General features: G+C 69.6%; 18 protein-coding genes. 9 read left to right on the top strand and 9 right to left on the bottom strand.

Annotated features, from left to right (window positions below):
- Nucleotides 1-125: 125 nt before the first annotated feature.
- From AB0I53_RS21255 to AB0I53_RS21225, 7 genes are all read right to left on the bottom strand, one after another.
- Complete coding sequence (locus AB0I53_RS21255) at nucleotides 126-536, bottom strand: CHAP domain-containing protein (protein WP_358605432.1); 411 nt, start codon at nucleotides 534-536, stop codon at nucleotides 126-128.
- A gap of 234 nt (nucleotides 537-770) precedes the next feature.
- Nucleotides 771-2,651, bottom strand: coding sequence for a pentapeptide repeat-containing protein (locus AB0I53_RS21250; protein ID WP_358605411.1), 1,881 nt, complete (start codon nucleotides 2,649-2,651; stop codon nucleotides 771-773).
- A gap of 28 nt (nucleotides 2,652-2,679) precedes the next feature.
- The gene (locus AB0I53_RS21245; RefSeq protein WP_358605408.1) at nucleotides 2,680-3,501 is read right to left on the bottom strand and encodes a hypothetical protein; all 822 of its coding nucleotides are present in this window, start codon (nucleotides 3,499-3,501) and stop codon (nucleotides 2,680-2,682) included.
- A gap of 7 nt (nucleotides 3,502-3,508) precedes the next feature.
- Nucleotides 3,509-4,840, bottom strand: coding sequence for a WXG100 family type VII secretion target (locus AB0I53_RS21240; protein ID WP_358605405.1), 1,332 nt, complete (start codon nucleotides 4,838-4,840; stop codon nucleotides 3,509-3,511).
- A 4-nt stretch (nucleotides 4,841-4,844) separates the two neighbouring features.
- On the bottom strand, nucleotides 4,845-4,985 hold the full coding sequence (locus AB0I53_RS21235) for a hypothetical protein (RefSeq protein ID WP_358605402.1): 141 nt from the start codon (nucleotides 4,983-4,985) through the stop codon (nucleotides 4,845-4,847).
- A gap of 36 nt (nucleotides 4,986-5,021) precedes the next feature.
- Complete coding sequence (locus AB0I53_RS21230; protein ID WP_358605399.1) at nucleotides 5,022-5,165, bottom strand: hypothetical protein; 144 nt, start codon at nucleotides 5,163-5,165, stop codon at nucleotides 5,022-5,024.
- Nucleotides 5,166-5,185: 20 nt separating this feature from the next.
- A complete protein-coding gene (locus tag AB0I53_RS21225) occupies nucleotides 5,186-5,770 on the bottom strand; it encodes a YbaB/EbfC family nucleoid-associated protein (RefSeq protein WP_358605396.1) in 585 nt (194 codons plus the stop codon).
- 220 nt (nucleotides 5,771-5,990) lie between these two features.
- Between AB0I53_RS21225 and AB0I53_RS21220 the strand changes: the two genes are divergently transcribed.
- From AB0I53_RS21220 to AB0I53_RS21185, 8 genes are all read left to right on the top strand, one after another.
- Nucleotides 5,991-7,559: a UDP-N-acetylmuramoyl-L-alanyl-D-glutamate--2,6-diaminopimelate ligase gene (locus tag AB0I53_RS21220; RefSeq protein WP_358605393.1), complete on the top strand. Its 1,569-nt coding sequence runs from the start codon at nucleotides 5,991-5,993 to the stop codon at nucleotides 7,557-7,559.
- Nucleotides 7,556-9,025, top strand: a complete 1,470-nt coding sequence (gene murF / locus AB0I53_RS21215; protein WP_358605390.1) for a UDP-N-acetylmuramoyl-tripeptide--D-alanyl-D-alanine ligase — start codon at nucleotides 7,556-7,558, stop codon at nucleotides 9,023-9,025. Before AB0I53_RS21220 ends, murF begins: the two co-directional genes overlap by 4 nt.
- Entirely contained in the window at nucleotides 9,022-10,101 is a 1,080-nt protein-coding gene (gene mraY / locus AB0I53_RS21210; RefSeq protein WP_358605387.1) for a phospho-N-acetylmuramoyl-pentapeptide-transferase, read from the top strand. The genes murF and mraY overlap by 4 nt, the downstream gene beginning before the upstream one ends.
- An 89-nt stretch (nucleotides 10,102-10,190) precedes the next feature.
- Nucleotides 10,191-11,591 (top strand): UDP-N-acetylmuramoyl-L-alanine--D-glutamate ligase, encoded by a 1,401-nt coding sequence (murD, locus tag AB0I53_RS21205; RefSeq protein WP_358605384.1) that lies wholly within the window; start codon nucleotides 10,191-10,193, stop codon nucleotides 11,589-11,591.
- Nucleotides 11,592-11,606: 15 nt separating this feature from the next.
- Nucleotides 11,607-13,013, top strand: a complete 1,407-nt coding sequence (gene ftsW / locus AB0I53_RS21200; RefSeq protein ID WP_358605429.1) for a putative lipid II flippase FtsW — start codon at nucleotides 11,607-11,609, stop codon at nucleotides 13,011-13,013.
- Nucleotides 13,014-13,072: 59 nt separating this feature from the next.
- Complete coding sequence (gene murG, locus AB0I53_RS21195; protein WP_358605426.1) at nucleotides 13,073-14,164, top strand: undecaprenyldiphospho-muramoylpentapeptide beta-N-acetylglucosaminyltransferase; 1,092 nt, start codon at nucleotides 13,073-13,075, stop codon at nucleotides 14,162-14,164.
- A complete protein-coding gene (murC, locus tag AB0I53_RS21190) occupies nucleotides 14,161-15,609 on the top strand; it encodes a UDP-N-acetylmuramate--L-alanine ligase (protein WP_358605381.1) in 1,449 nt (482 codons plus the stop codon). Before murG ends, murC begins: the two co-directional genes overlap by 4 nt.
- Nucleotides 15,606-16,352 carry an FtsQ-type POTRA domain-containing protein gene (locus AB0I53_RS21185; protein ID WP_358605378.1) on the top strand — a complete coding sequence of 249 codons (747 nt, stop codon included), beginning with the start codon at nucleotides 15,606-15,608 and terminating at the stop codon, nucleotides 16,350-16,352. Before murC ends, AB0I53_RS21185 begins: the two co-directional genes overlap by 4 nt.
- 574 nt (nucleotides 16,353-16,926) lie before the next feature.
- Here AB0I53_RS21185 and AB0I53_RS21180 read toward each other — a convergent pair.
- Nucleotides 16,927-18,570 (bottom strand): APC family permease, encoded by a 1,644-nt coding sequence (locus AB0I53_RS21180; protein ID WP_358605376.1) that lies wholly within the window; start codon nucleotides 18,568-18,570, stop codon nucleotides 16,927-16,929.
- Nucleotides 18,571-18,621: 51 nt separating this feature from the next.
- Nucleotides 18,622-19,056: an Lrp/AsnC family transcriptional regulator gene (locus tag AB0I53_RS21175; RefSeq protein WP_358605373.1), complete on the bottom strand. Its 435-nt coding sequence runs from the start codon at nucleotides 19,054-19,056 to the stop codon at nucleotides 18,622-18,624.
- A 79-nt stretch (nucleotides 19,057-19,135) separates the two neighbouring features.
- Here AB0I53_RS21175 and AB0I53_RS21170 point away from each other — a divergent pair, with 79 nt between their 5' ends.
- Nucleotides 19,136-22,105: an aminotransferase class III-fold pyridoxal phosphate-dependent enzyme gene (locus AB0I53_RS21170; RefSeq protein WP_358605370.1), complete on the top strand. Its 2,970-nt coding sequence runs from the start codon at nucleotides 19,136-19,138 to the stop codon at nucleotides 22,103-22,105.
- Nucleotides 22,106-22,138 lie beyond the last annotated feature (33 nt).

Genomic DNA, 22,138 nt, shown 5'->3' with positions numbered 1-22,138 from the left:
CGAGGTCGTCCTTCTGCTCCTTGACCTCCTCGACGACGGGCTTCTCCGGCTCCGGCGGCTTCTCGATGTAGTCCGGCCATAGCAGCCCAAAAGACTCACGGCCCGAACGCCGGTGTCCACTGTGGTCAGCCGCGGGACGGGACCTGCGGGTCGCTCCAGCCCAAGTAGTTGTTGAAGTAGGAGACGCTGTCGGCGTGGCCGATCGCCCCGCCGATGCTGCTCGCGTAGATGCCGCCGTTGCCGTCGGCGATTCCGACGTGGCCGTACTGGCTGATGTTCCAGTACACGAACGCGCCCTTGGGCGGGGTGGAGCCGTCGGTGTGCGCCTTGCCCGCGGATTTCGCGGCGTTCCAGTGCGCGATCGCGGACGGCCAGACCCCGGTGGTGCCCCAGGCGTTCTCCGCGGCCTTTTCGCAGAGACCCTGGTAAGAGGTGTCACCGATGCGCGCCTTGTACCACTCGATGGCACCCTGCGCGGTGCCGTCGCCGGGAGCGGCGGCGACCTGAACGGCCTGCGATGCGGGTTGAGCGATCACGCTCGGCGCGGCGAGCGGAGCGAGCACGAGTGCTGCGGCAACACCGCAGGTGCCGGTTAATCGAACGAGACGATGCTTGTTCACGAAGTCCTCCCGGAGCGCAAAAATCTCCAACGAACGGGAAGGACGCTAGCGATCTCCAGTGCCGAACACCATCAAGAACACCTGAACAGCCGATGACAGTCGCGCCGGGCGCAGCACTCAGTGCGACCTGCCGCGGCTTCGGTGGTGGCGCTACTCGTCGAGTTCCCCGGCGCGAATGACGCGCTTCGACTCGCCGGCGGAGTACTCGATCCGGATGCGCGGATCGAAGTGCTCGGCGAGTAGTTCGGTGAGTGCCAGCCCCCGATTCCACCACTGCTCTTCGGCTTCCGGGGTCGGGAACCAGGTGGACAGCGGGTCGTCCCAGTTGAGCAGCGCGGTCCACTGATCGTGCCACTCGTCGATGCGCTTGATCAGATGACCGGGAATCGTGGCGTATTTCAGCAGGTCTTCAGCCGGGACCGGAAAGGACGTGTCTCCCGTTCGCGTGTTGAGCCAGATCGGGTAGGCCTCCCAATCGATCATCACCCGGATCTTCACGAGCTCGTCCTGCTCGCTCTTCCACGGTCGGGAGCCTCGTGCGGGGACTTCCGGTGGGCGGACGGTGACGGTCGAACCCTGGTCGTGGAACCACTGGGCGAGTTCGGTGCCGTCGAGCACGACCGTTCGGTGATCTTTGCAGACGATGACCGGACCTCTGATCGAACCCGTGGTGCCGGAAACCTGGGCTCCGGAAAGGTTTGCGCCGCTCAGCACGGCGCGATCCAGGTTGCAGCCGGTCAGATCGGCGTTCGTGAAGCTCGCCCCGCTGAGCAGGGCCAGCCGCAGGACCGCGCCGGACAGATCGGCATCGCGGAAGATCGCGTTCATGGCGGACGCGCCGAGGAGATCGGCGCGGACGAGGCTGGTTCCGGTCAGGTCGGCGCGATCCAGGTTGGCCTCGGAGAGATCGGTGTCCGTCAGGTCGCATCCGGTGAACCGGGCCTCGGTGCACACGGCCTCGAAGAACGCCATGTCGCGAAGCACGGTGCCGGTGAGATCGCTCGACATGAACCACGCGCCGACCAGGTAGCCGCCGGTGAAGTCGGCTCCGCGCACGTCGGATGCGATCGCGTAGAACACCTCGTGGCCGTTCCCCTCGAGCCAGATTCGCAAGTCGCCTGCAACAGCCGGGTCGTTCGGCCAACGTCGAGGCTGCCAGGAGTAGGCGCCCGCGCGCTGAGTCCAGCTCGGGGCCGAAGGCGTGTTCTGCGCTGCGGGCGGGTAGTCGAAGACGGTGATCGGCTCGCCGATTCCGCCCGATGGGGCGTTGCGCAGTTCGGTGAGGATGGCGTCGGTCGATCCTGGTCCAAGATCTGACAGCGCCAGGTGCAGGGAGCGGCCTGCTTTGCGCACCTTGGCGAGTGTTCGGGGGAGCGAGTGCAGCAGCTCGATCGCCACCGGCCGGTTCTCCGTCCACAGCTGTTCGAAGTGTCCGAGCACGACTCGTGAGGCGGCGATGTCGCCGATCTGGCCGAGGAAGTAAGGACTCGGCAAGCCCAGGTTTCGCACCAGAGATGACGATTGGCTCGTGCCGCTCACGCCGATCGCGCGAATCGGGTGCTCATCCCGCTCGTCTCGCCACCGCTTCAGCGCCGATTCGGGCAAGTCGACGTGGATGGCGGTCGCAGGGGGCGTGATGTCCGTGTCGAAGTGCTCGATGCGCACTGCCGGCCGGCGAAGGCTCTCAAGCGTCGCGCTGTCGAATCCGGACAGGCTCAGCCCGTTCCAGTCGAGCAAGTACTGCTCGAACGGAATGCCGCAGTCGGCAGCGTGGCCTCCGATCTCGGTGTAGGTCTCCTCGACCTCCTCCATGCCCGCTTCGTAGTCGAAACCGATGGTCAGCGGGTGCTTGGTGTGATCCGCGAGGAACTTCCAAAGGGACTCGTTCAGCAGGGGCCGGGTGGGGTTGCGCGGGCTGCTCGCCGGGCCGATGTGGAAGTAGTCGACGCTCCCGCCATCGCGCAGAACGGGCTTCCCGAGCGCGAGATAAACCCTGCACGGTGAGCAGATCAGATACCCCAGGTCGCTCATCCTTCGCCCTTCTGCTCGGCTTCACCCGTTACGGCATGGTGGGGTAGTCGAACACGATGATCGGCTCCTCGATTCCGTCAGAGGGGGCGCTGCGGAGCTCGGCGAGGACGGCGTCGGCCGATCCCGCGCTGAGGTCTGCCAGTGCAATGTGCAAGGAACGGCCTGTAGCGCGTACCTGAGCAAGCGTTCGAGGAAGGGAATGCAGCAGCTCGATCGCTACCGGCCGGTTCTTGGTCCACAGCTGTTCGAAGTGCCCGAACACGATCCGTGAGGCATCCGTATCGGCGACCTGGCGGAGCATGTACGGGCTTGGCAGGCCCAAAATTCGTGCGAACATCGACGACTCATTGATGTCGCGGACACTGATTGCGCGAAGAGGCTTGTCTCTCTCGTGCTGCCACCGCTGTAGGGTTGATGGGGGTAGATCGACGTGGATCGCAGTGGAAGGGGCTTCGATATTGGAATTGAACGGCTCGACTTGCACTGCCGGCCGGCGGAGGCTCTCAAGCGTGAAGCTGTCAAAGTTGGACCTGTTCAGTCCGTCCCAGTTCAACAGGTACTGCTCGAATGGAATATCGTCGTCGGCGATCTCCCCGCCGATCTCGGTGTATTCCTCCTCGACTTCCTCCATGCCGTCTTCGTAATCGAACCTGATGACCAGTGGATGTCCGGTGTGATCTGCGAGAAACTTCCAGAGCGATTCGTTTAGCAATGTCTGTGTGGGATTGCGCGGGTTGTTCCTTGGGCCCAGGTGGTAGTAGTTGACGCTTTCGTCGTCTTTGAGGACGGGTTTCCCAAGCGTGAGGTACATCTTGCAAGGTGCGCAAATAAGATACCCGAGGTCGCTCATGGGTTCCTCATTCAATCTTTCCGTTGGCTAGGTTTCCCCTGCCGATGATCCTACCGGATGGGTCGCAAAATATCAGATTCACGTTCTCGTGGTCGGTCGGGCCGCGTCGGCCGCGCCATCGATCCACCCACGAATTTAATTCGTCCACAGTTACTCCCTGTGGTATCTGGTAGAAGACTTCTCCTCCTTCTTTGCCGAGTTGTTTGCAGGCCTTTTTGGTGTTCGTGTTAAATGAATTCTCGGATCCGTTGAGTGCCTTGTTTTCCCGGTTTAGGGCATCGTTTCCGTTGCTGTCTTGGAATCGGATGTCGGGTCCGAAGGCGTTCTTTTCGTCGACGAACGGCGTCGTTCCGGGAGGGCCGTCGCGGAGTGAGGCGATTGCGGCTTCGCGCGTCATTCCGCCTCGGGAGTCGTCGATGATCTTTCTGATCAGATCTTCCTGTTCGTGGGGTGGAAGTCTGTCGAAAGGATCTTCCGGGTCGGGGTGGCCGGTTTTCGGGTCGTCGGGTGGGTCGTTGGGGTTTCTTGGGGTGTTCGGGTCGTCTGGGGCGTTCGGGGGTTTTTCCGGGGGCTGCGGGGTGGGGTTGCCGTGGGTTATGTCGGTGAGGATTTTTCGGAGTTGGCCGAGGAGATCGGCGAGTTTGCGGACGAGAGGAATGAGGTCGCCCAGGGCTCGCAGCAGCTTCTGGATGACCTCCATGATCCGGACGGCCCAGCGGGCTACGCGGGCCGAGGCCTGGACCGCTACCGCGGCGATGCCCACTCCGGTGGCGGCTTCGATCGCCCAGGACACCAGCCTGCCCACGCAGTCCGCGATCAGATCGCGGACCACCTCGCGGATGGTGCCCACGACCATGCCGGCGGTTTCCGTTCCTTCTGCGAGCGCTCCGGCGGCTTGCGACTGGGCCCGGATGAGTTCGGCGGTCGCGCCCAGCCGGGAGCGGTATGCGTCGGCTGTCGCGCCGGTCCAGCCCGCGGTGTCCCGGTTGACGTCGGCCTGCATCGCGTCGGCGGTGGACCGCAGGGACTCACCGACGTTGCGCCAGGTTTGGGCGTGGGCCGCGACCGCGTCGGCGTTTCCCGCTAGCCAGTCGAGGATGTCGGTGAGCGGCTGGACGAACTCGATCAGCCAGCCGACGAGCCAGGGCACTCCCGTGCCGATGGGGTCGAGGACGGCCGACAAGACCTCCAGCCCGGCGCCGAGCACGGAGTAGCCGATCTCGGCCCACGAGCCCGATTCGATCGCCGCGCTGACGTCGGAGATGGCTTCGACGATGCCGATGCCGGTGTACCAGCTGGAGGAGTCCTGCGGTTGTGCGATCAGCGGGTTGTCGCCCACCTCGTCACCCGCCGAGTTCGTCGGCGAGGCGCTGCAGGCCGGCGGCGATCTCGGCGTCGGTCGCCTCGTGGTCCGCGATGGCGTCGCGCAGGGCGGTCGAGAGCGCGGAAACCGCATCGTGCGCCGCGGATGTGGTGGACAGCACCGTCTCGGCGGTGCTGTCCAGGATCGGCGGCAGGAACTAGCAGATCACGCCGTACGCGTCCGTGCCCAGTTGCACGTTTCGCCCGGCGTCGGCGGCCTGGCCGATCGCCGAAGCGTGGCCGTCGAGGCGGTCCGCGTGCGCGCGCAGCTGTTCGGCCGGTATCTGGAAGCCCTCAGCCATCGATTCCCCTCAGAAGGTTCCTAGTTCAGGAACGTCTCGTCGCTGAAGTCGCCGTCGCCGTGAGCCTGCGTTGGGCCGGACTGCACGGGCGGGCCGGACGGCGGAGGCGCAGGCGGACTGGCCGCCGGCGGTGCAGGAGCGGGCGGCGCGGTAGGAGCGGGCGGTGCAGGAGCGGGCGGCGCGGCGGGTTTCGGAGGTTGAGGTGGCGCCGGCGAGTGCGAAGCAGGAGGAGGCGCTGATGGGAATCGCTGCCGGTAGTTCTCGGTCACCGCGTTGGCGATCTTCGCGTCGCGGTCGCCGAGCGTGGACCTGGTGGCCTCCGTCACCTGATCGGCGATGCGGGACTGGGCTCGGCTCAGGACCGCCATGAACTCCGCGCTCAGCTCCGCGCCCGAGGCTCGTTGATCGTGGAACCGCACCTCTGTCGGGACGCCTTCGGCGTTGATGGTCACCGTCACCGAACGCCCGCGTTCGGTGACCCGGATGCGGCCGATCTCCTGTTGCATCGCCGCCGTGCGTTGCGCCTTTTCCTGCAGGCCCTGCGCCCAGTTCTGGAGAGCCTTCTCCGCCTGCGCCGGATCGGCCCCGAAGTCCGGTGGCTGCAACTCGTCCCCCTTGGCCCGAAATTTCGAGTCAGGGGAGTTCTACTGCACCGCGCCGCCCCGGTTGCGTGGATCAACCGCTGCTGCTCCGGACGGGTCAGGCGGTGCTCGGCCGAACAGGTGGCCGACCATGGGGATGCTTCCTCAGGTGGTACCGGTAGCCTGTCGCGACGTGCCTTCCGCGGTCGCGACAGCTCCGCCTCGCCCGTCTCACGTCGAGCCGGTGGAGATCGAGAAGCTCGCCGATTTCATCGGCGCGCAAGTACTTCGCGCCCCTGGTCACAGCGCTGCCGCAGCGCCGGTGACCGGGGCGACCCTGCGTGCTCAGCACGTTCGTCCCGGCGATCTGTTCGCCGCGCTGCCGGGCACCCGCGTGCACGGCGCCGACTTCGCGCAGCACGCGCTGGATTCCGGCGCCGTCGCAGTGCTCACCGACCGGGCCGGGATCGAGCGGGCCACGCTCGCCGAGCATCCCGCCGTCCGCGAGGGCAAGGTCGCGTTGCTCGTGCACGACGATCCGCGTGGCGTGCTCGGCTCCGCCTCGGCGCTGATCTACGGCGACCCGTCGCGGAAGCTGAAGGTGCTCGGCGTGACCGGCACCTCCGGCAAGACCACCACCACCTACCTGCTGGAGTCCGCGCTGCAGGCCGCCGGGTTCGGCACCGGGCTGGTCGGCACGGTCGAGACCCGCATCGCGGGCGACCGGCTGGACAGCGCCTTCACCACCCCGGAGGCGCCGGACCTGCAGGCGCTGCTGGCCGTGATGGTCGAGCACCGGGTGACCTACGTGCCGATGGAGGTCTCCAGCCACGCGCTGGCCATGGGCCGCGTCTCCGGCACCCGGTTCGCCGTCGGCGCCTTCACCAACCTCTCCCAGGACCACCTGGACTTCCACCGCGACCTGGAGGACTACTTCCAGGCCAAGGCGCTGCTGTTCGACGGCCGCGCCGAGCACGAGGTCGTCTGCATCGACACCGACTGGGGCAAGCGGCTGGTCAAGCCGGACACCATCACGGTGTCCACCGCCGCGGACGCGACCTGGTCCGCCACCGACGTGCAGGCGTTCCCCACCGGGGAGCAGACCTTCACCGCGCACGGTCCCGACGACCTGAAGCTGCCCATCCGGCTGCGGCTGCCCGGCCCGTTCAACGTCGCCAACGCGCTGCTCGCGATCGGCGTCCTGCACGCCGCCGGCGTGCCCACCTGGGCCATTGAGCGCGGGCTCGCGGAAGTCGACGTGCCCGGCCGCATGGAGCGTGTTGCGCTCGGGCAGGACTTCACCGCTGTGGTGGACTACTCGCACAAGCCCGGCGCGGTCGCCGCGGTGCTCGACGCGGCCCGCGCGCAGGTCGACGGCAAGGTGATCGTCGTGCTCGGCTGCGGAGGCGACCGGGACGTCGCGAAGCGGCCGTTGATGGGCGAGGCGGCCGCCCGCCGGTCCGAGCTGCTGATCGTCACCGACGACAATCCGCGCAGCGAAGACCCGGCCGACATCCGGGCGGCCATGCTGGCCGGTGCGCAGGAGGTGCCCGCCGACCAGCGCGGGGACGTGATCGAGATCGGCGACCGGCGCGCGGCCATCACCGCGGCGGTCGAGCGAGCCGAACCGGGCGACATAGTCGTCGTCGCGGGTAAGGGCCACGAGACAGGGCAGGAGGTGGCGGGCGTTGTGCACCCCTTCTCCGACCGGGAGGAGCTCGCCGCTGCCCTCCGTCTATTTTTGGGCCAAGGGCCCCGGGCCCCAGAGGAAACCGATGTTCGTCGGGGGCAGGGCGACGAGGAGGCAAGTTGATCCGGCTCAGCCTCGCTGACATCGCGGAAGCGGTGGACGGCAGGCTTCATCGTGCGGAAGGCTCGGAGATCGTCAGCGCGGGTGTCGAGTTCGACTCCCGCAAGGTCGAACCCGGCGGGCTGTTCGCGGCCGTGCCCGGGGAACGGGTCGACGGGCACGACTTCGCCGCGCAGGCGATCGCGGACGGTGCGGCGGGCGTGCTCGCCGCGCGGGAGGTCGACGGCCCGGCGGTGATCGTGCCGCCGGTGGACGACGACAGGCACGGCGCGCTGGCGCTGGCCGGCGACGTGGACGGTTCCGGCGCCGCGGTGCTGGCCGGGCTGGCGAAGCTGGCCCGCCACGTGGTCGACCGGCTGCCGCAGCTCACCGTGGTCGGCGTGACCGGCTCTTCGGGCAAGACGTCCACCAAGGACCTGATCGCGCAGTTGCTGGAGCCGATGGGCTCGACGGTCGCGCCGCCCGGCTCGTTCAACAACGAGCTCGGTCACCCGTGGACCGTGCTGCGCGCCGACGAGAGCACCCGGCACCTGGTGCTGGAGCTGTCCGCGCGCGGCGTCGGGCACATCGCGCACCTCTGCGAGGTGGCGCCGCCGCGCATCGGCGCGGTGCTCAACGTCGGCCACGCGCACCTCGGCGAGTTCGGCTCGCAGGAGGCGGTGGCGCAGGCCAAGGGCGAACTGGTCGAGGCGCTGCCCGCGGACGGCGTGGCGGTGCTCAACGCCGACGATCCGCTGGTCGCGGCGATGGCCGAACGCACGAAGGCCCGCGTCGTGTTCGTCGGGGAACGCCCCGATGCGCACGTGCGCGCTGAGGACATCGACGTCGACGAGCGGGCGCGACCGACTTTCACGCTGGTCACCGCGCAGGGCGAGGCCCGGGTGACGCTGCCGCTGTTCGGCGAGCACCACGTGGGCAACGCGCTGACCGCGGCCGCCGTGGCGCTGGAGCTCGGCGCGACCGTCGAGCAGGTGGCCGAGCGGCTCGGCTCGGTGCGCCGGGTGTCCGCGCGGCGCATGGAGGTCAGCGAGACACCGGGCGGCGTCACGGTCGTCAACGACGCCTACAACGCCAACCCGGAGTCGGTCCGGGCGGCGCTGAAGACGCTGGCCGCGATGACCCGCGGGCGTCCGGCCCGGGCGTGGGCGGTGCTGGGACCGATGGCCGAACTCGGCGAGTCGGATGCCGAAGCGCACGACGAGATCGGGCGGCTGGCCGTCCGGCTGAACATCGACCGGCTGGTGGTGGTCGGCGAGCAGGCCCAGGTGATGCACCAGGCGGCATCGCTGGAGGGGTCGTGGGGAGAGGAGTCGGTTCTGGTGCCGGACGTCGATGCGGCCGTCGCGCTGCTGCGCGCCGAGCTGCGTCCCGGTGATGTGGTGCTGACCAAGGCATCGAATTCCGCCGGGCTGTGGCGGGTCGCCGAGGCCCTGCTGACCGAGGGAGATGCGGGGAGGCAGCAGCCGTGAAGCCGATCCTCGTAGCGGCCGCCGTGTCGCTCGTCGTTTCGATCCTGTTCACGCCCTACCTGATCCGGGTGTTCTCCAAGCAGGGCTTCGGCCAGGAGATCCGGGAAGAGGTGCAGAGCCAGCACGCCGCCAAGCGCGGCACCCCGACCATGGGTGGCGTGGCGATCCTGGTGGCCATGTGGGTCGGCTACCTGGTGAGCCACCTGATGGGCGGCGACCCGATGACCGCGTCCGGGCTGCTGGTGCTGGGCCTGACCACGGCGCTGGGCATCGTCGGGTTCCTGGACGACTTCATCAAGATCCGCAAGCAGCGCAACCTCGGGTTGAACAAGACGGCGAAGCTGGTCGGCCAGCTGATCGCCTCGGTGCTGTTCGCGATCCTGGCGATCCAGTTCGCCAACCAGAACGGCGTCACCCCGGCGTCGGTGGAGCTGTCGTTCCTGCGCGACATCACGGTGATCTCGTTCGGCGCGATCGGGTTCGTGATCTTCGCCTACGTCGCGATCAGCGGCTGGTCGAACGCCGTCAACTTCACCGACGGCATGGACGGCCTGGCCGGCGGCACCGCGGCGATGGTGCTGGCGACCTACGTGCTGATCTCGTTCTGGCAGCTGCGCAACGACTGCTTCGCGCCGTCCGGCCCGACGCCGGGCTGCTACACGGTGCGGGACCCGCTGGACATCGCGGTGGTCGCCGCGGCGGCGATGGCGGCCTGCGTCGGCTTCCTGTGGTGGAACGCCGCGCCCGCGAAGATCTTCATGGGCGACACCGGTTCGCTGGCGCTGGGCGGCCTGCTCGCCGGGCTTTCCATGGTCACCCGCACCGAGCTGCTGATGATCGTCATCGGCGGCGTGTTCGTGGTCGAGGCGCTGTCGGTGGTGCTGCAGATCGTGGTGTTCCGCAGCACCCGGCGACGGCTGTTCCGGATGGCGCCGTTCCACCACCACTTCGAGTTGGCCGGGTGGGCGGAAACCACGGTGATCATCCGGTTCTGGGTGCTGGCCGGGATCAGCTGCATGTTCGGCGTCGGCCTGTTCTACGCGGACTGGCTGGAAAAGGCCATGATCCTCAAGTGACGGTGCGGGTGTCGTGAGTGCGCAACCGGGCTGGAGCCCGGTTGCTCACTCACGACCACGCTGCGAAGACACGTTAGGGAGGCGAGCCGGTGGCAGGGCGGTTCGAGGGGCGGAACGTGCTGGTGGCCGGGGCCGGGGTGTCCGGCCGCTCGGCCGCCGAGGCGCTGCTGGCGGCGGGCGCGGCGGTCACCGTCACCGACGCCTCCGCGGACCGGCTGGTGGCGCTGGCGTCGCTGCAGGCGCTGGGCGCGGAGCTGGTCGCCGGGCTGGTCGAGCCGCCCGCGGGCACCGACCTGGTCGTCACCAGCCCCGGCTGGCGGCCGGACGCGCCGCTGCTGGCGGCGGCGGTGGCGGCCGGTGTCGAGGTGATCGGCGAGGTCGAGCTCGCCTGGCGGCTGGACCAGGAGAAAGAGGTGCCGGCCACCTGGCTGGCGGTCACCGGCACCAACGGCAAGACGACGACGGTCAGCATGCTGGAGTCGATCCTGCGGGCCGGTGACGTCGACGTGGTGGCCTGCGGGAACGTCGGGTTGCCGGTGGTAGACGCGGTGCGGGCCGGGCACGAGGTGCTCGCCGTGGAGCTGTCCAGCTTCCAGCTGCACTGGTCGGACTCCGTCGCGGCGTTCGCCGCTGTCGTCCTCAACCTCGCCGCCGACCACCTCGACTGGCACGGCTCCCTCGTCGCCTACGGCGATGCCAAGGCGAAGGTGTACTCCGGCAACTCCGTTGCCGTCGCCAACGCCGACGACGAGTGGTCGACCCGGCTGTCCGCCGCTGCCGCGGCGGACGCCAGGCGGGTCTCCTTCACACTGGGCGCTCCTGCGGAGGGGCAGCTGGGTGCCGAGGGCGGTTCGCTGGTGGATCGGGCCTTCGGCGATGGCGTGGTGCTCGCGGAGCTCGCGGACGTGCATCCGGCGGGCCCGCACAACGTGGCGAACGCGCTGGCCGCGGCGGCGTTGGCGCGGGCTTACGGCGTCGAGCCCGCGGCGGTCGCCGACGGGCTGCGGGCGTTCCAGCCCGGGGCGCACCGGTCGGTGCGCGTCGCGGAGGCCGCCGGTGTGTCCTATGTAGACGATTCCAAGGCGACGAATCCGCACGCCGCCGACGCGGCGTTGCGCGCGCATCCGCGGGTGGTGTGGATCGCGGGCGGGCTGCTGAAGGGCGCCGAGGTCGACGAACTGGTCGCGGCCAACGCCGATCGGCTGGCCGCCGCGGTGCTGATCGGCCGCGATCGGGGCCGGTTCGCCGCCGCGCTGGCCCGACACGCGCCGGATGTGCCGGTCCGCGAGGTCACCGCGGGGGACGATGCGGGCATGCTGGAAGCTGTTCGCGCGGCCAACGAGTTCGCGCGTCCGGGCTCGGTGGTCCTGCTCGCCCCGGCCGCCGCGTCGATGGACATGTTCACCGACTACGCCCACCGGGGCCGGGCTTTCGCCGACGCGGTGCGCGCGGTGCTCGCCGATGCCCCGGCGGCGGCGCACGGCGGGTGATCCGCCGTGACGACGATGACGAAGCCCGCGCCCGCGCGCAACCCGAGGAAGCGCGCCACCCGGGGCGTGCTGTCGCCGCTGACCGCGTGGCTGACCCGGCCGCTGGCGTCGTTCCACCTGCTGCTGGCGGTCTTCGGCCTGCTGACGATCTTCGGCCTGGTGATGGTGCTGTCCGCCTCCAGCGTCGACTCGTTCAACAAGGACGGCTCGTCCTACAGCGTGTTCAGCAAGCAGGTGATGTACTGCCTCGCCGGGCTGCTGGTGTTCTACGCCGCGCTGCGGGTGCCGGTGCGGCTGATGCGCCGGTACAGCCTGATCCTGCTGACGATCTGCCTCGGGCTGCTGGTTGCGGTGCTGACGCCGCTGGGCACCAAGCTGAACGGGGCCCAGAGCTGGTTCATGGTCGCCGGCGTGTCGTTCCAGCCGGTCGAGTTCGCCAAGATCGCCTTCGCGCTGTGGGGAGCGCACGTGCTCGTCACCAAGCGCGGCCTGATGACGCAGTACCGGCACCTGCTGGTGCCGGTGGTGCCGGCGGCGCTGCTGATGTTCGCGCTGGTGATGATGCAGCCCGACCTCGGTTCCACGATCACGCTGTTCATCGTGCTGCTGGCCCTGTTGTGGTTCGCCGGTGCGCCGCTGCGGCTGTTCCTGGTGATGCTGCTGGGCGCGGTGACCGGTGCCGTGGTGCTGGCGATGGTCGCCGACTACCGGATGGCGCGGCTGACCAGCTTCCTGGATCCGCTCGCCGACCCGGCCGGCAACGGCTACCAGGCCTCGCAGGCGCTGTTCGCGCTGGCTGACGGCGGGCTGTTCGGCCGCGGGCTGGGGCAGGGCTGGTCGAAGTGGCAGTACCTGCCCAACGTGCACAACGACTTCATCTTCGCGGTGATCGGCGAGGAGCTCGGGTTCGTCGGCTGCACGATAGTGCTGATGCTCTTCGGCACCACCGCGTACGTGGGCATGCGCATCGCGTTCCGCAACACCGACCCGTACATCCGGCTGGTGTCGGCGACGCTGACGATGTGGCTGGTGGGGCAGGCGATCATCAACGTCGGCTACGTGGTCGGCCTGCTGCCCACCACCGGGCTGCCGCTGCCGCTGATCTCCTCCGGCGGATCGTCGGTGGTCACGACGATGCTGGTGTTCGGCCTGCTGGCGAACTTCGCCCGGCACGAACCCGAGGCCATCGCCGCGCTACGGTCTTTGGGACCGGGTCGGGTCGGCAAGCTGCTGCGGCTGCCCACCCCGGCCCCGTACCGGCCACCGGCGAAGCGGCGGCCGGCACGACCGACCCCACGAAGCCGGCCCGGCGCGAAGAGCTCCGGGGCGGCGGCAACTCGCCGGGGAAGCGGGGACACGCGCGCGCGTGGTGCGCGCAGCGGACCCGGATCCCGGGCGCAGACACGAGGAGGACACCGTTGAGCGGGGAGCAGACGGTCCGCATCGACCAGGGTGCTGTGGCCGACCCGCGGGGCGCCGCCATGGGTCGGCGGCCGCTGTCGGTGGTGGTCGCCGGCGGCGGCACCGCCGGGCACATCGAGCCCGCGCTGGCGCTGGCCGACGCGGTGCGCCGGCTGCGGCCGGACGCCCGGGTGACCGCGCTGGGCACCGAGCGGGGCCTGGAGAACCGGCTGGTGCCGGCCCGCGGCTACCCGCTGGAGCTCATCCCGCCGGTCCCGATGCCGCGCAAGCCCAACGTCGACCTGCTGAAGCTGCCGCTGAAAGTGCGGGAATCGGTGAAGCAGACGCGCGAGGTGCTGGAGCGCGTCGGCGCGGACGTGGTGATCGGCTTCGGCGGCTACGTGTCGCTGCCCGCCTACCTCGCCGCGCGCGGCCGGGTGCCGATCGTGGTGCACGAGGCGAACGCGCGCGCGGGCCTGGCGAACAAGGTGGGCGCGAAGTTCGCGGAACGAGTGCTGGCGGCGACGCCGGACAGCGGCCTGGCCGGGGCGCAGACCATCGGCATCCCGCTGCGCGAGTCGATCACGCAGCTGGACAGGTGGGCGCTGCGGATGCAGGCCCGCCAGCACTTCGGGCTGCACCCGCACGCCCCGACGATCCTGGTGTTCGGCGGCTCGCAGGGCGCCCGCACCCTGAACACCGCGTTCTCCGGCGCGGCGGAAGCGCTGGGGCGCGCCGGAGTCGGCGTGCTGCACGCGCACGGCCCGAAGAACACCATTGCGGTGCAACAGGTTCCGGGCGCGCCGGCGTACACGGCGGTGCCCTACCTGGAGCGGATGGACCTGGCGTACGCGGCGGCTGACCTGGTGGTGTGCCGCTCCGGGGCGATGACCGTCGCCGAGGTCTCGGCCGTCGGGCTGCCCGCGGTGTTCGTGCCGCTGCCGCACGGCAACGGCGAGCAGGCGCTCAACGCGCAGCCGGTGGTCGCCGCGGGCGGCGCGCGGCTGGTGGCGGACGCGGAGCTGAGCGTGCAGCGGGTCATCGACGAGGTGCTGCCGCTGGCGCTCGACGCCCAGCGACTGCAGGAGATGAGCCGGGCGACGCTGGGCAGCGGTCACCGCGAGGCGGACCAGGTGCTGGCGCAGATCGTGCTGGAGGTGGCCGGAAAGTGACCGGACCATCCACTTCGGATACTTCGGCTCTGGAAGCCGTGCTGGCCCGGGTGCACCTGGTCGGCATCGGCGGGGCCGGGATGAGTGGCATCGCCCGAATCCTGCTGGCCCGCGGGCAGCAGGTGTCCGGCTCGGACGCCCGCGACTCGCGCACGGTGCTGGCGCTGCGCGCGCAGGGCGCGCACATCGGCATCGGCCACCAGGCGGAGAACCTGGACCAGTTCGACGAGGACCCGACGGCGGTCGTGGTGTCCACGGCGATCAAGCCGGACAACGCGGAGCTGGTCGAGGCGCAGCGCCGGGGAGTCACGGTGCTGCGCCGCGCCGAGGCGCTGGCCGCGCTGATGGCCGGGCACCGGGTGGCCTGCGTGGCGGGCACCCACGGCAAGACGTCCACGACGTCGATGCTGACCGTGGCGTTGCAGCACTGCCGCTTCGACCCGTCCTTCGCCATCGGCGGCGACCTCAACGAGTCGGGCGCGAACGCGCACCACGGCGACGGCAGCATCTTCGTCGCCGAGGCGGACGAGAGCGACGGCTCGTTCCTGGTGTTCTCGCCGTCGGTGGCGGTGGTGACCAACGTCGAGCCGGACCACCTGGACCACCACGGCACCGCCGAGGCCTACATCGCGGTCTTCGACGAGTTCGTGCGGCGGATCGAGCCGGGCGGCGTGCTGATCGCCTGCGCCGACGACGCGGGCTCGGCCGAACTGGCCGACAAGGCGGCGGCGCTCGGGATCCGCGTGCGGCGCTACGGGAAGTCGGCGACCGGCGAGGGCGATGCGCGGCTGGTCGGCTACCGGGCCGAACACGGCTCCGGGGTGGCGACCGTGGAGCTCGGTGGCGAACGCGTGGACGTGCAGGTGGCGGTGCCGGGCGAGCACATGGCGGGCAACGCGGTCGCGGCGCTGCTGGCCGGGCTGGAGCTCGGCGCGCCGCTCGGCGGCCTGCTCGACGGGCTCGCCGCGTTCGGCGGCGTCCGGCGGCGCTTCGAGTTCAAGGGCCGCGCCGGCGGCGTCCGCGTCTACGACGACTACGCCCACCACCCGACCGAGGTCGACGCGCAGCTGCGCGCGGCGCGGCCGGTGGTCGGCGACGGCCGGCTGATCGTGGTGTTCCAGCCGCACCTGTTCTCCCGCACGGCGGCGTTCGCCGACGAGTTCGCGACGGCGCTGGGCCTGGCCGACGAGGTCGTGGTGCTGGACGTCTACGGCGCGCGGGAAGACCCGCAGCCCGGCGTCACCGGCAAGCTGATCGCCGACGAAGTGCCGCTGCCGCCCGGGAAAGTGCACTACGAGCCATCCTTCACGGCGGCGGCGCCGCTGGTCGCGGGCCTGGCCCGGCCGGGCGACCTGGTGCTGACGATGGGGGCCGGGGACGTGACGATGCTAGGCCCGGAGATCCTCCGCGAGATCGACCGCGACGCCGCGGAGGAGCAAGGGTGACCCCGACGCGCCGCCGCGCAACGGAACGCCCCGGGCTGCGCAGCACCCGGGGCCGCCCGGTGCGGGGCGGCGCGACGGCGCCGTCGAAGTGGCGGCGCTGGGCGCTCCCGGCGGTGCTGGCCGCGGTGACCGCAGTGGCGCTCGTGCTGTACTTCACGCCGCTGCTGGGCGTCCGGTCGGTGCAGGTCGTCGGCAACGCGACGCTGGGCCAGGACCAGGTGGTGCAGGCGGCGGGCATCGAGCCGGGCACGCCGATGCTGCAGGTCGACGTCGACCAGATCCACGACCGGCTGCGGGCGGTGCCGAAGATTGCCGCGGTGCAGGTGTCGCTGAGCTGGCCGTCGACGGTGCAGGTCCAGGTGACGGAACGGGTGCCGGTGGCGTTCCTGGTGGCCCGCAACGGGATTCAGCTCGTCGACGCGGGCGGCGTGCCGTTCGAGGCGGTCCCGGAACGCCCGGCCGACCTGCCGGAGCTCCGGGTGCGCGAGGCGTCCCAGAACGATGCGGCGACCCGAGCGGCGATTACGGTGCTGATGGCCCTCTCGCAGCCGGTGCGCGCGGACGTGACGGCGGTGATCGCGGAGAACCCGAACGACATCCGCTTGATGCTCAAGGGAGACCGCGAGATCCACTGGGGGACCCTGGAGGAAACACCCAGGAAGGCGGCGATCCTCCCGCCCCTGCTGACCCGCCCGGGCAACGTCTACGACGTGACCACCCCAGCCCTCCCGACGGTGGCCTGAGCGGCCGGCGGTCCGAAGTGGACTGCTGCACATCGCGGGAATCCATTGATACCGGACATATCGGTCCGGCGGGTGCAGTACGAGTTCCCGGACCGGTGGCAGCCGTAGGACCTGAACGTTCCCAAGGATTTCAAGCCGTTCCAGATCACCTGGGGTCGCAGCCAGCGAGTGGCGGCCTACGGTTGCTCACGTGGCCGTGAGTACTTTGGGTTGCTGTAGAGCCTGTTTGAGAACTCGTTCCGCGCAGTCGTGCATCCCCGCTGGCTGGTGTGGAGCGAACGGGCCGTTCGTCCCGATAGACGAGGCGAACAGGCCGTTCGCTCCACCACCCCGAACGCACAAGCCGCCCTACTGCAACCCCACCCGACAACATCCCAAACAGCCTCTACAGCAACCCAAAAGACTCACGGCGCCGAGCCGGTCGATCCTCCCATTCCTGCGCATCTTCCCGGACAAGGTCTACGACGTGACCACCCCGGCACTTCCCACGGTGGCCTGATCGGCCGGGGGTCGTGAGTGGTTTGGACTGCTATGGCGATCCGAAGTACTCACGACCCCTGATACGGAGCCGGGGTCACGTCGTGGGGTCGCCGATGTTGGCGACGGTGTTCTTGAAGGACGGGCGGGTTTTCATCGCGTAGGCGTAGATCGCGGCGCTGAACACCGCCATGACGATCGCGCCGGAGACCATGCCGATCGGGCCGTTCCCGCCCGGTAGCAGCGCGTCCCGCGCCGCGCCGAACTCGCCGAAATAGCTGATGATCGCCATTCCGGCGATCCAGAACACGCACCACGAGCCCGCACGGAGGTCCAGGACCGGCAGGCTTCGGCGGGCGAAGCGCCGGTAGACCGCCAGGAAGACGTAGCCGCCCGCGATCGCCAGGAACAGCTTCTCGTTGATCTGCCAGCCGGTCCAGAACACGATCAGGTTCGCCGACAGGAATCCCAGGTAGGCGATGGTGTCTCCGCCGGGCAGCCGGAACGGGCGGGGCTGGTCCGGCAGGGTCCGCCGCAGCGCGCCGAAGACGACCGGTCCGAACGCGAAGGTTAGCACGGTCGCCGAGGTGATGAAGCCGATGATCTTCTGCCAGCCGGGGAACGGCAGGAAGAACACGCAGCCGAAGACGAAGGTGAGCACTGCCGCCAGCCACGGCACACCACGCCCGTTGAGCTTCGTCAGCGCCAGCGGCGCGTTGCCGTTCTGCGCGTTCGCGTAGGCGATTCGCGTGGTCACGGCCGTGTAGATCAGTCCGGTATCGCCGGGGGAGACGATGGCGTCGACGTAGAGCGCGATCGCCAGCCAGGTGGCGCCGAGCAGGGTGGCGAGCCCGGCCAGCGGGCCGGCGACGTCCGCGAAGGTGACCTCGGACCAGCCGCCGCCCAGCAGTTCGCTCGGCAGCCCGGTGATGAACGCGACCTGCAGCAGCACGTACAGCAGCCCGGTGATGACGATGGACCCGATCACCGCGAACGGCACGTTCCGCTGCGGGTTCGCGGTTTCCCCGGCGAACTCGATGCCCTGCCGGAAGCCGAGGTAGGCGAACACGATGCCGCCGGCGGGCAGGGCCGTGAACACCGCGCCGACGCCGTTCGGGAACAGCCCGCCGTGCGCGACCAGGTTCGAGGCGTTGAACGACAACACGAAGAACGCCACGACCACGACCGCGATGACCAGCAGCTTCCACCAGACCAGCAGGTCGTTGAACCGGACGAAGGCCTTCACCCCGAGCACGTTGATCACGCTGAACACCGCCATCAGCCCGACGGCGACCAGCAGCCCGGGGAAGGTCGCGACCAGCACGCCGTCCTCGGAGGTCATCAGCCCCGGCAGGTAGGGCTTGGCGTACTGGATCACCGCGAGCACCTCGCTCGGCGCCGACGCCGCGCAGGCCACCCACATGACCCAGCCGGCGAAGAACCCGGCGAAGGAACCGAAGCCGTACTGCGCGAAGCGGATCACCCCGCCTGTCACCGGGAACATTACGGACAGCTCGGCGAACGTGAGCCCGATCAGCGTGACCATCACGGCGGCGATGATCCAGGAGAAGATCGCGCCGGGGCCTGCGATCTTCGCCGCGCTCAACGCGCTGAACAGCCAGCCCGAGCCGATGATCGACCCGACGCCGGTGAACAGCAGGCTGCGGCGCCCGATCTCGCGCCGTAGTCCGGTGTCCAGCCGAACCGCGGTGCTGCGGGTGGTTCTCGATGGTGCCGCCATGGCCGCGTTGCCTCCCTGCCGTTTCGTTGGGAACGCGCGGGTCCGAACTGGTCAGCCGCCGCGGCTGACCAGTTCGCTGAGCAGGATCTGGGTCCGGGTGTGCACGACTCCCGGGGTCCGCTGCAGCCGCAGGATGATCTGTTCGAGGTGGTCGGAGTCCCGCGCGTGGATCAGCGCCAGGGCATCGGCACTTCCCGCGGTGGTCCACGCCCGCACGATCTCCTCCTGGTCTTCGAGCAACGCGGTCAGCGCCTCGCGGGTGGTACCTGCGGCGGCGAAGACGCCGATCAGGGCCTGCAACCCCAATCCCAGCCTCCGCCGGTCGAGCTGAACCGCGTATCCGCGGATCACGCCCGATTCTTCGAGCCGTGCCATGCGACGTTTGACAGAGGATGCGGCGAGCCCCGAGATCTCGGCAAGACGTTCGAGCGAGGCGCGTGCATTCCGGGTCAGTTCGTGCAGGATTCTTCGGTCGATGTCGTCCATCTGCGGGATTCTTGCACTGTGAACGGGCGTTGCCGCCTTTTCGTCGACATCGGATTCGGTCCGGCTTAGCTTCCGGCTCATGGAGATTCGTCGGAGGAACCCTTCGGCCGAGGAGCTTTCCGCCCTGGCCGCAGACCTTTTCGAGGTGGTCGCGGATGTCGTGCCGATGTCCGGGGAACGGCATCTCAACGCCCGGCTGGACGTCGACGGCCGCCCGCGCTACCTGCTGAAGGCGTACGCGGCGGGCACCGCGGAAGCGGATCTCGCGCTGCAGAACGCGCTGCTCGCTTGGCTTTCCGACTCCGGCACCACCTCGCTGGCCGCGGCAGGGACCGCCGTCTTGGAGGGCGAGACCCGCACCGTCCACCTGCTCGATTGGTTGGACGGTCGGGAGTGGTCCCGGGCCGGGGCGCCGGATCCGGCGCGGTTCGCCTCCTTGGGCGCCGCCGTCGCCCGGCTGGACCAGTCGTTGGCCGACTTCGAGCATCCCGGGCTCGACCGGCCCTACCGCTGGAACCCGTTGCAGGCCAACGATCTGGCGACCACATTGCCGCTGCTCGACGACGCGGAGCGGCCGTTCGTGGCGGCGGCGCTGGGACGACTTGCGGAACTCCTGCCCGAACTGCGGGAACTCCCGCAGCAGGCGATCCACAACGATGCCAACGAGAACAACGTGATCGTCGACGACGACGGATCGATCGCCGGGATCATCGATCTGGGCGATGTCGTGCGCGCGCCCCGCGTCTGCGGTCTCGCGGTCGCGCTCGCCTATGCGCAGCTCGACGTGCTCGACCCGGTTTCGGCTGCAGGTCAAGTGGTTTCGGGCTACCACCAGGAGTCTCCGCTGACGGCACAAGAACTCCGGGTGCTGCCCGACCTGGTGGACGTCCGGCTGGCGATGAGCATCGCCAACGCCGCCGCGCAGCGCGCTGACGATCCGGACAACGAGTACCTGACGGTCAGCCAGCCGCAGATCCGCGCGCTGATCTCGGTGCTTTCCGGCCAGCCCCGGGCGCTGCTGTCGGCGCGATACCGCGACGCCTGCGGCTACCGGGCGGTTGCGGCGGAGCAGGAGATCATGACCTGGCTGCGGTCGGCGGACTGCGATCCTGCGCCGATGCTGCGCGCGGATCTCCGCAGGGCGCACCTCATCGACTGGACTTCCCGGGGCCCGGACGAACTGCGGATGCGGCATGGCGCGGAGTGGGTGAACGCCGCGATCGAGGCGCAGGTTCGCGCCACCGGCAGCACCGTCGCGCTGGGGCGGTATCGCGAAGACCGCGTCGTCTACAACTCCGCGGCCTTCGCCGAGGGCAACGGCCGGCGCAGCGTCCACATGGCCATCGACGTGTTCGCCGCCGCGGACGAGCCGGTGTTCGCGCCGTTGGACGGCGTCGTCGCGGCCGTGGACTTCCGCCCGGCGGAATACGACTACGGCGGCGTCGTGATGCTGGAGCACTGCACCGGCAGCGGGACGCCGTTCTGGTTGCTGGTCGGGCATCTCAGCAGGGCCAGCGCCGACCGGATCCGCCCGGGCGACGCGGTTCGGCGCGGCGACTTGATCGGCTGGACCGGACAGGTTCCGGAGAACGGTGGCTGGCCGCCGCACATCCACGTGCAGCTGTTCACCACGCGGCTCGGCCGCTCGACCGATCTGCCCGGCGCGGTCCACCCGGACGAGGTCGACGTGTGGGAGAGCATCTCGCCGAACCCGAACCTGATCCTGCGCGCGCCGGAACCCACGGCCGCGGCACCGGTTCGCGACTCGGCGGACATCTCCGCTCGGCGCAGGGCGAATCTGTCCGGCACCTTGTCGTTGAGCTACGCGGAACCGCTGCACATCGTGGCGGGTGAGGGCGCGGAGCTGATCGATGCGCGCGGCCGCCGTCATCTTGACCTGGTGAACAACGTGTGCCACGTGGGGCATTGCCATCCGCGCGTCGTCGAAGCGCTTTCCGCGCAGGCCGCGGTGCTGAACACCAACACCCGCTACCTGCACGGCAACATCACCGAATACGCCCGGCGGCTCGCGGCGACGTTCCCCGATCCGCTGAACGTGGTGCTGCTGACGAATTCCGGCAGCGAGGCCAACGATCTGGCGTTGCGGCTAGCCCGAACGGCGACGTGCCGGGAGCACGCGTTGGTGCTGGACTGGGCCTATCACGGGAATCTCGGTTCGCTGATCGAGATCAGCCCGTACAAGTTCAACCGAGCCGGCGGCGCGGGGCCGGGGGACCGGGTGCGGATCTGCGCTGTTCCGGACCCCTATCGCGGCGAGTTCGGTGCCGACGGGGCGCGGTACGCCAACGACGTCGAAGCGCATTGCGCGGCGCTGGCGGCGGCCGGAACCCCGCCTGCCGCGTTCATCCACGAGTCGATTCCGGGCTGCGCTGGGCAGATCGAGCTCGCCGACGGCTACCTCGAAGCCGCGTACGCGGTGACGCGCGCGGCGGGCGGGCTGTGCATCGCGGACGAGGTGCAGTGCGGTTTCGGCCGGGTGGGCACGCACATGTGGGCGTTCGAGAAGCACGGTGTCGTGCCGGACATCGTCACCCTCGGCAAGCCGATCGGCAACGGCCACCCCATCGGAGCGGTCGTGACGACGCCGCAGGTCGCGAGGCGGTTCAGGACGGGCATGGAGTACTTCAACACCTTCGGCGGGAACCCCGTTTCCTGCGCGGTCGGCATGGCGGTGCTGGACGTGGTGGAGGACGAACGGCTGATGGCGAACTCGGCGAACGTCGGCGGGTTCTTCGAGGACGGCCTACGGGCCTTGGCGGAGCGGCACGACGTGATCGGCGATGTCCGTGGCCGGGGCTTGTTCCTCGGGGTGGAGCTCGTGGTGGATCGGCGTGGCAAGGAGCCGGCCGCCGCGACGGCGAAACGCGTTGTGGAAGTGGCGAAGCGCAACGGGGTGCTCCTTTCGACCGATGGACCGGCGGACAACGTTCTGAAGATCAAGCCGCCGGTTGTGCTGAGCCGGTCGCAAGCGCGGCAAGCGGTGGAAGTGCTCGACCGCGCACTGCGGGAGTCCGGTTCGGCCAGGTGAACCGCGATGAGCACGGTGCGTTGCTCCGGTTGC

This window comes from Saccharopolyspora sp. NPDC050389 (assembly GCF_040655595.1).
Classification (GTDB): domain Bacteria; phylum Actinomycetota; class Actinomycetes; order Mycobacteriales; family Pseudonocardiaceae; genus Saccharopolyspora.
This window is presented reverse-complemented; position numbering and strand designations above follow the sequence as displayed.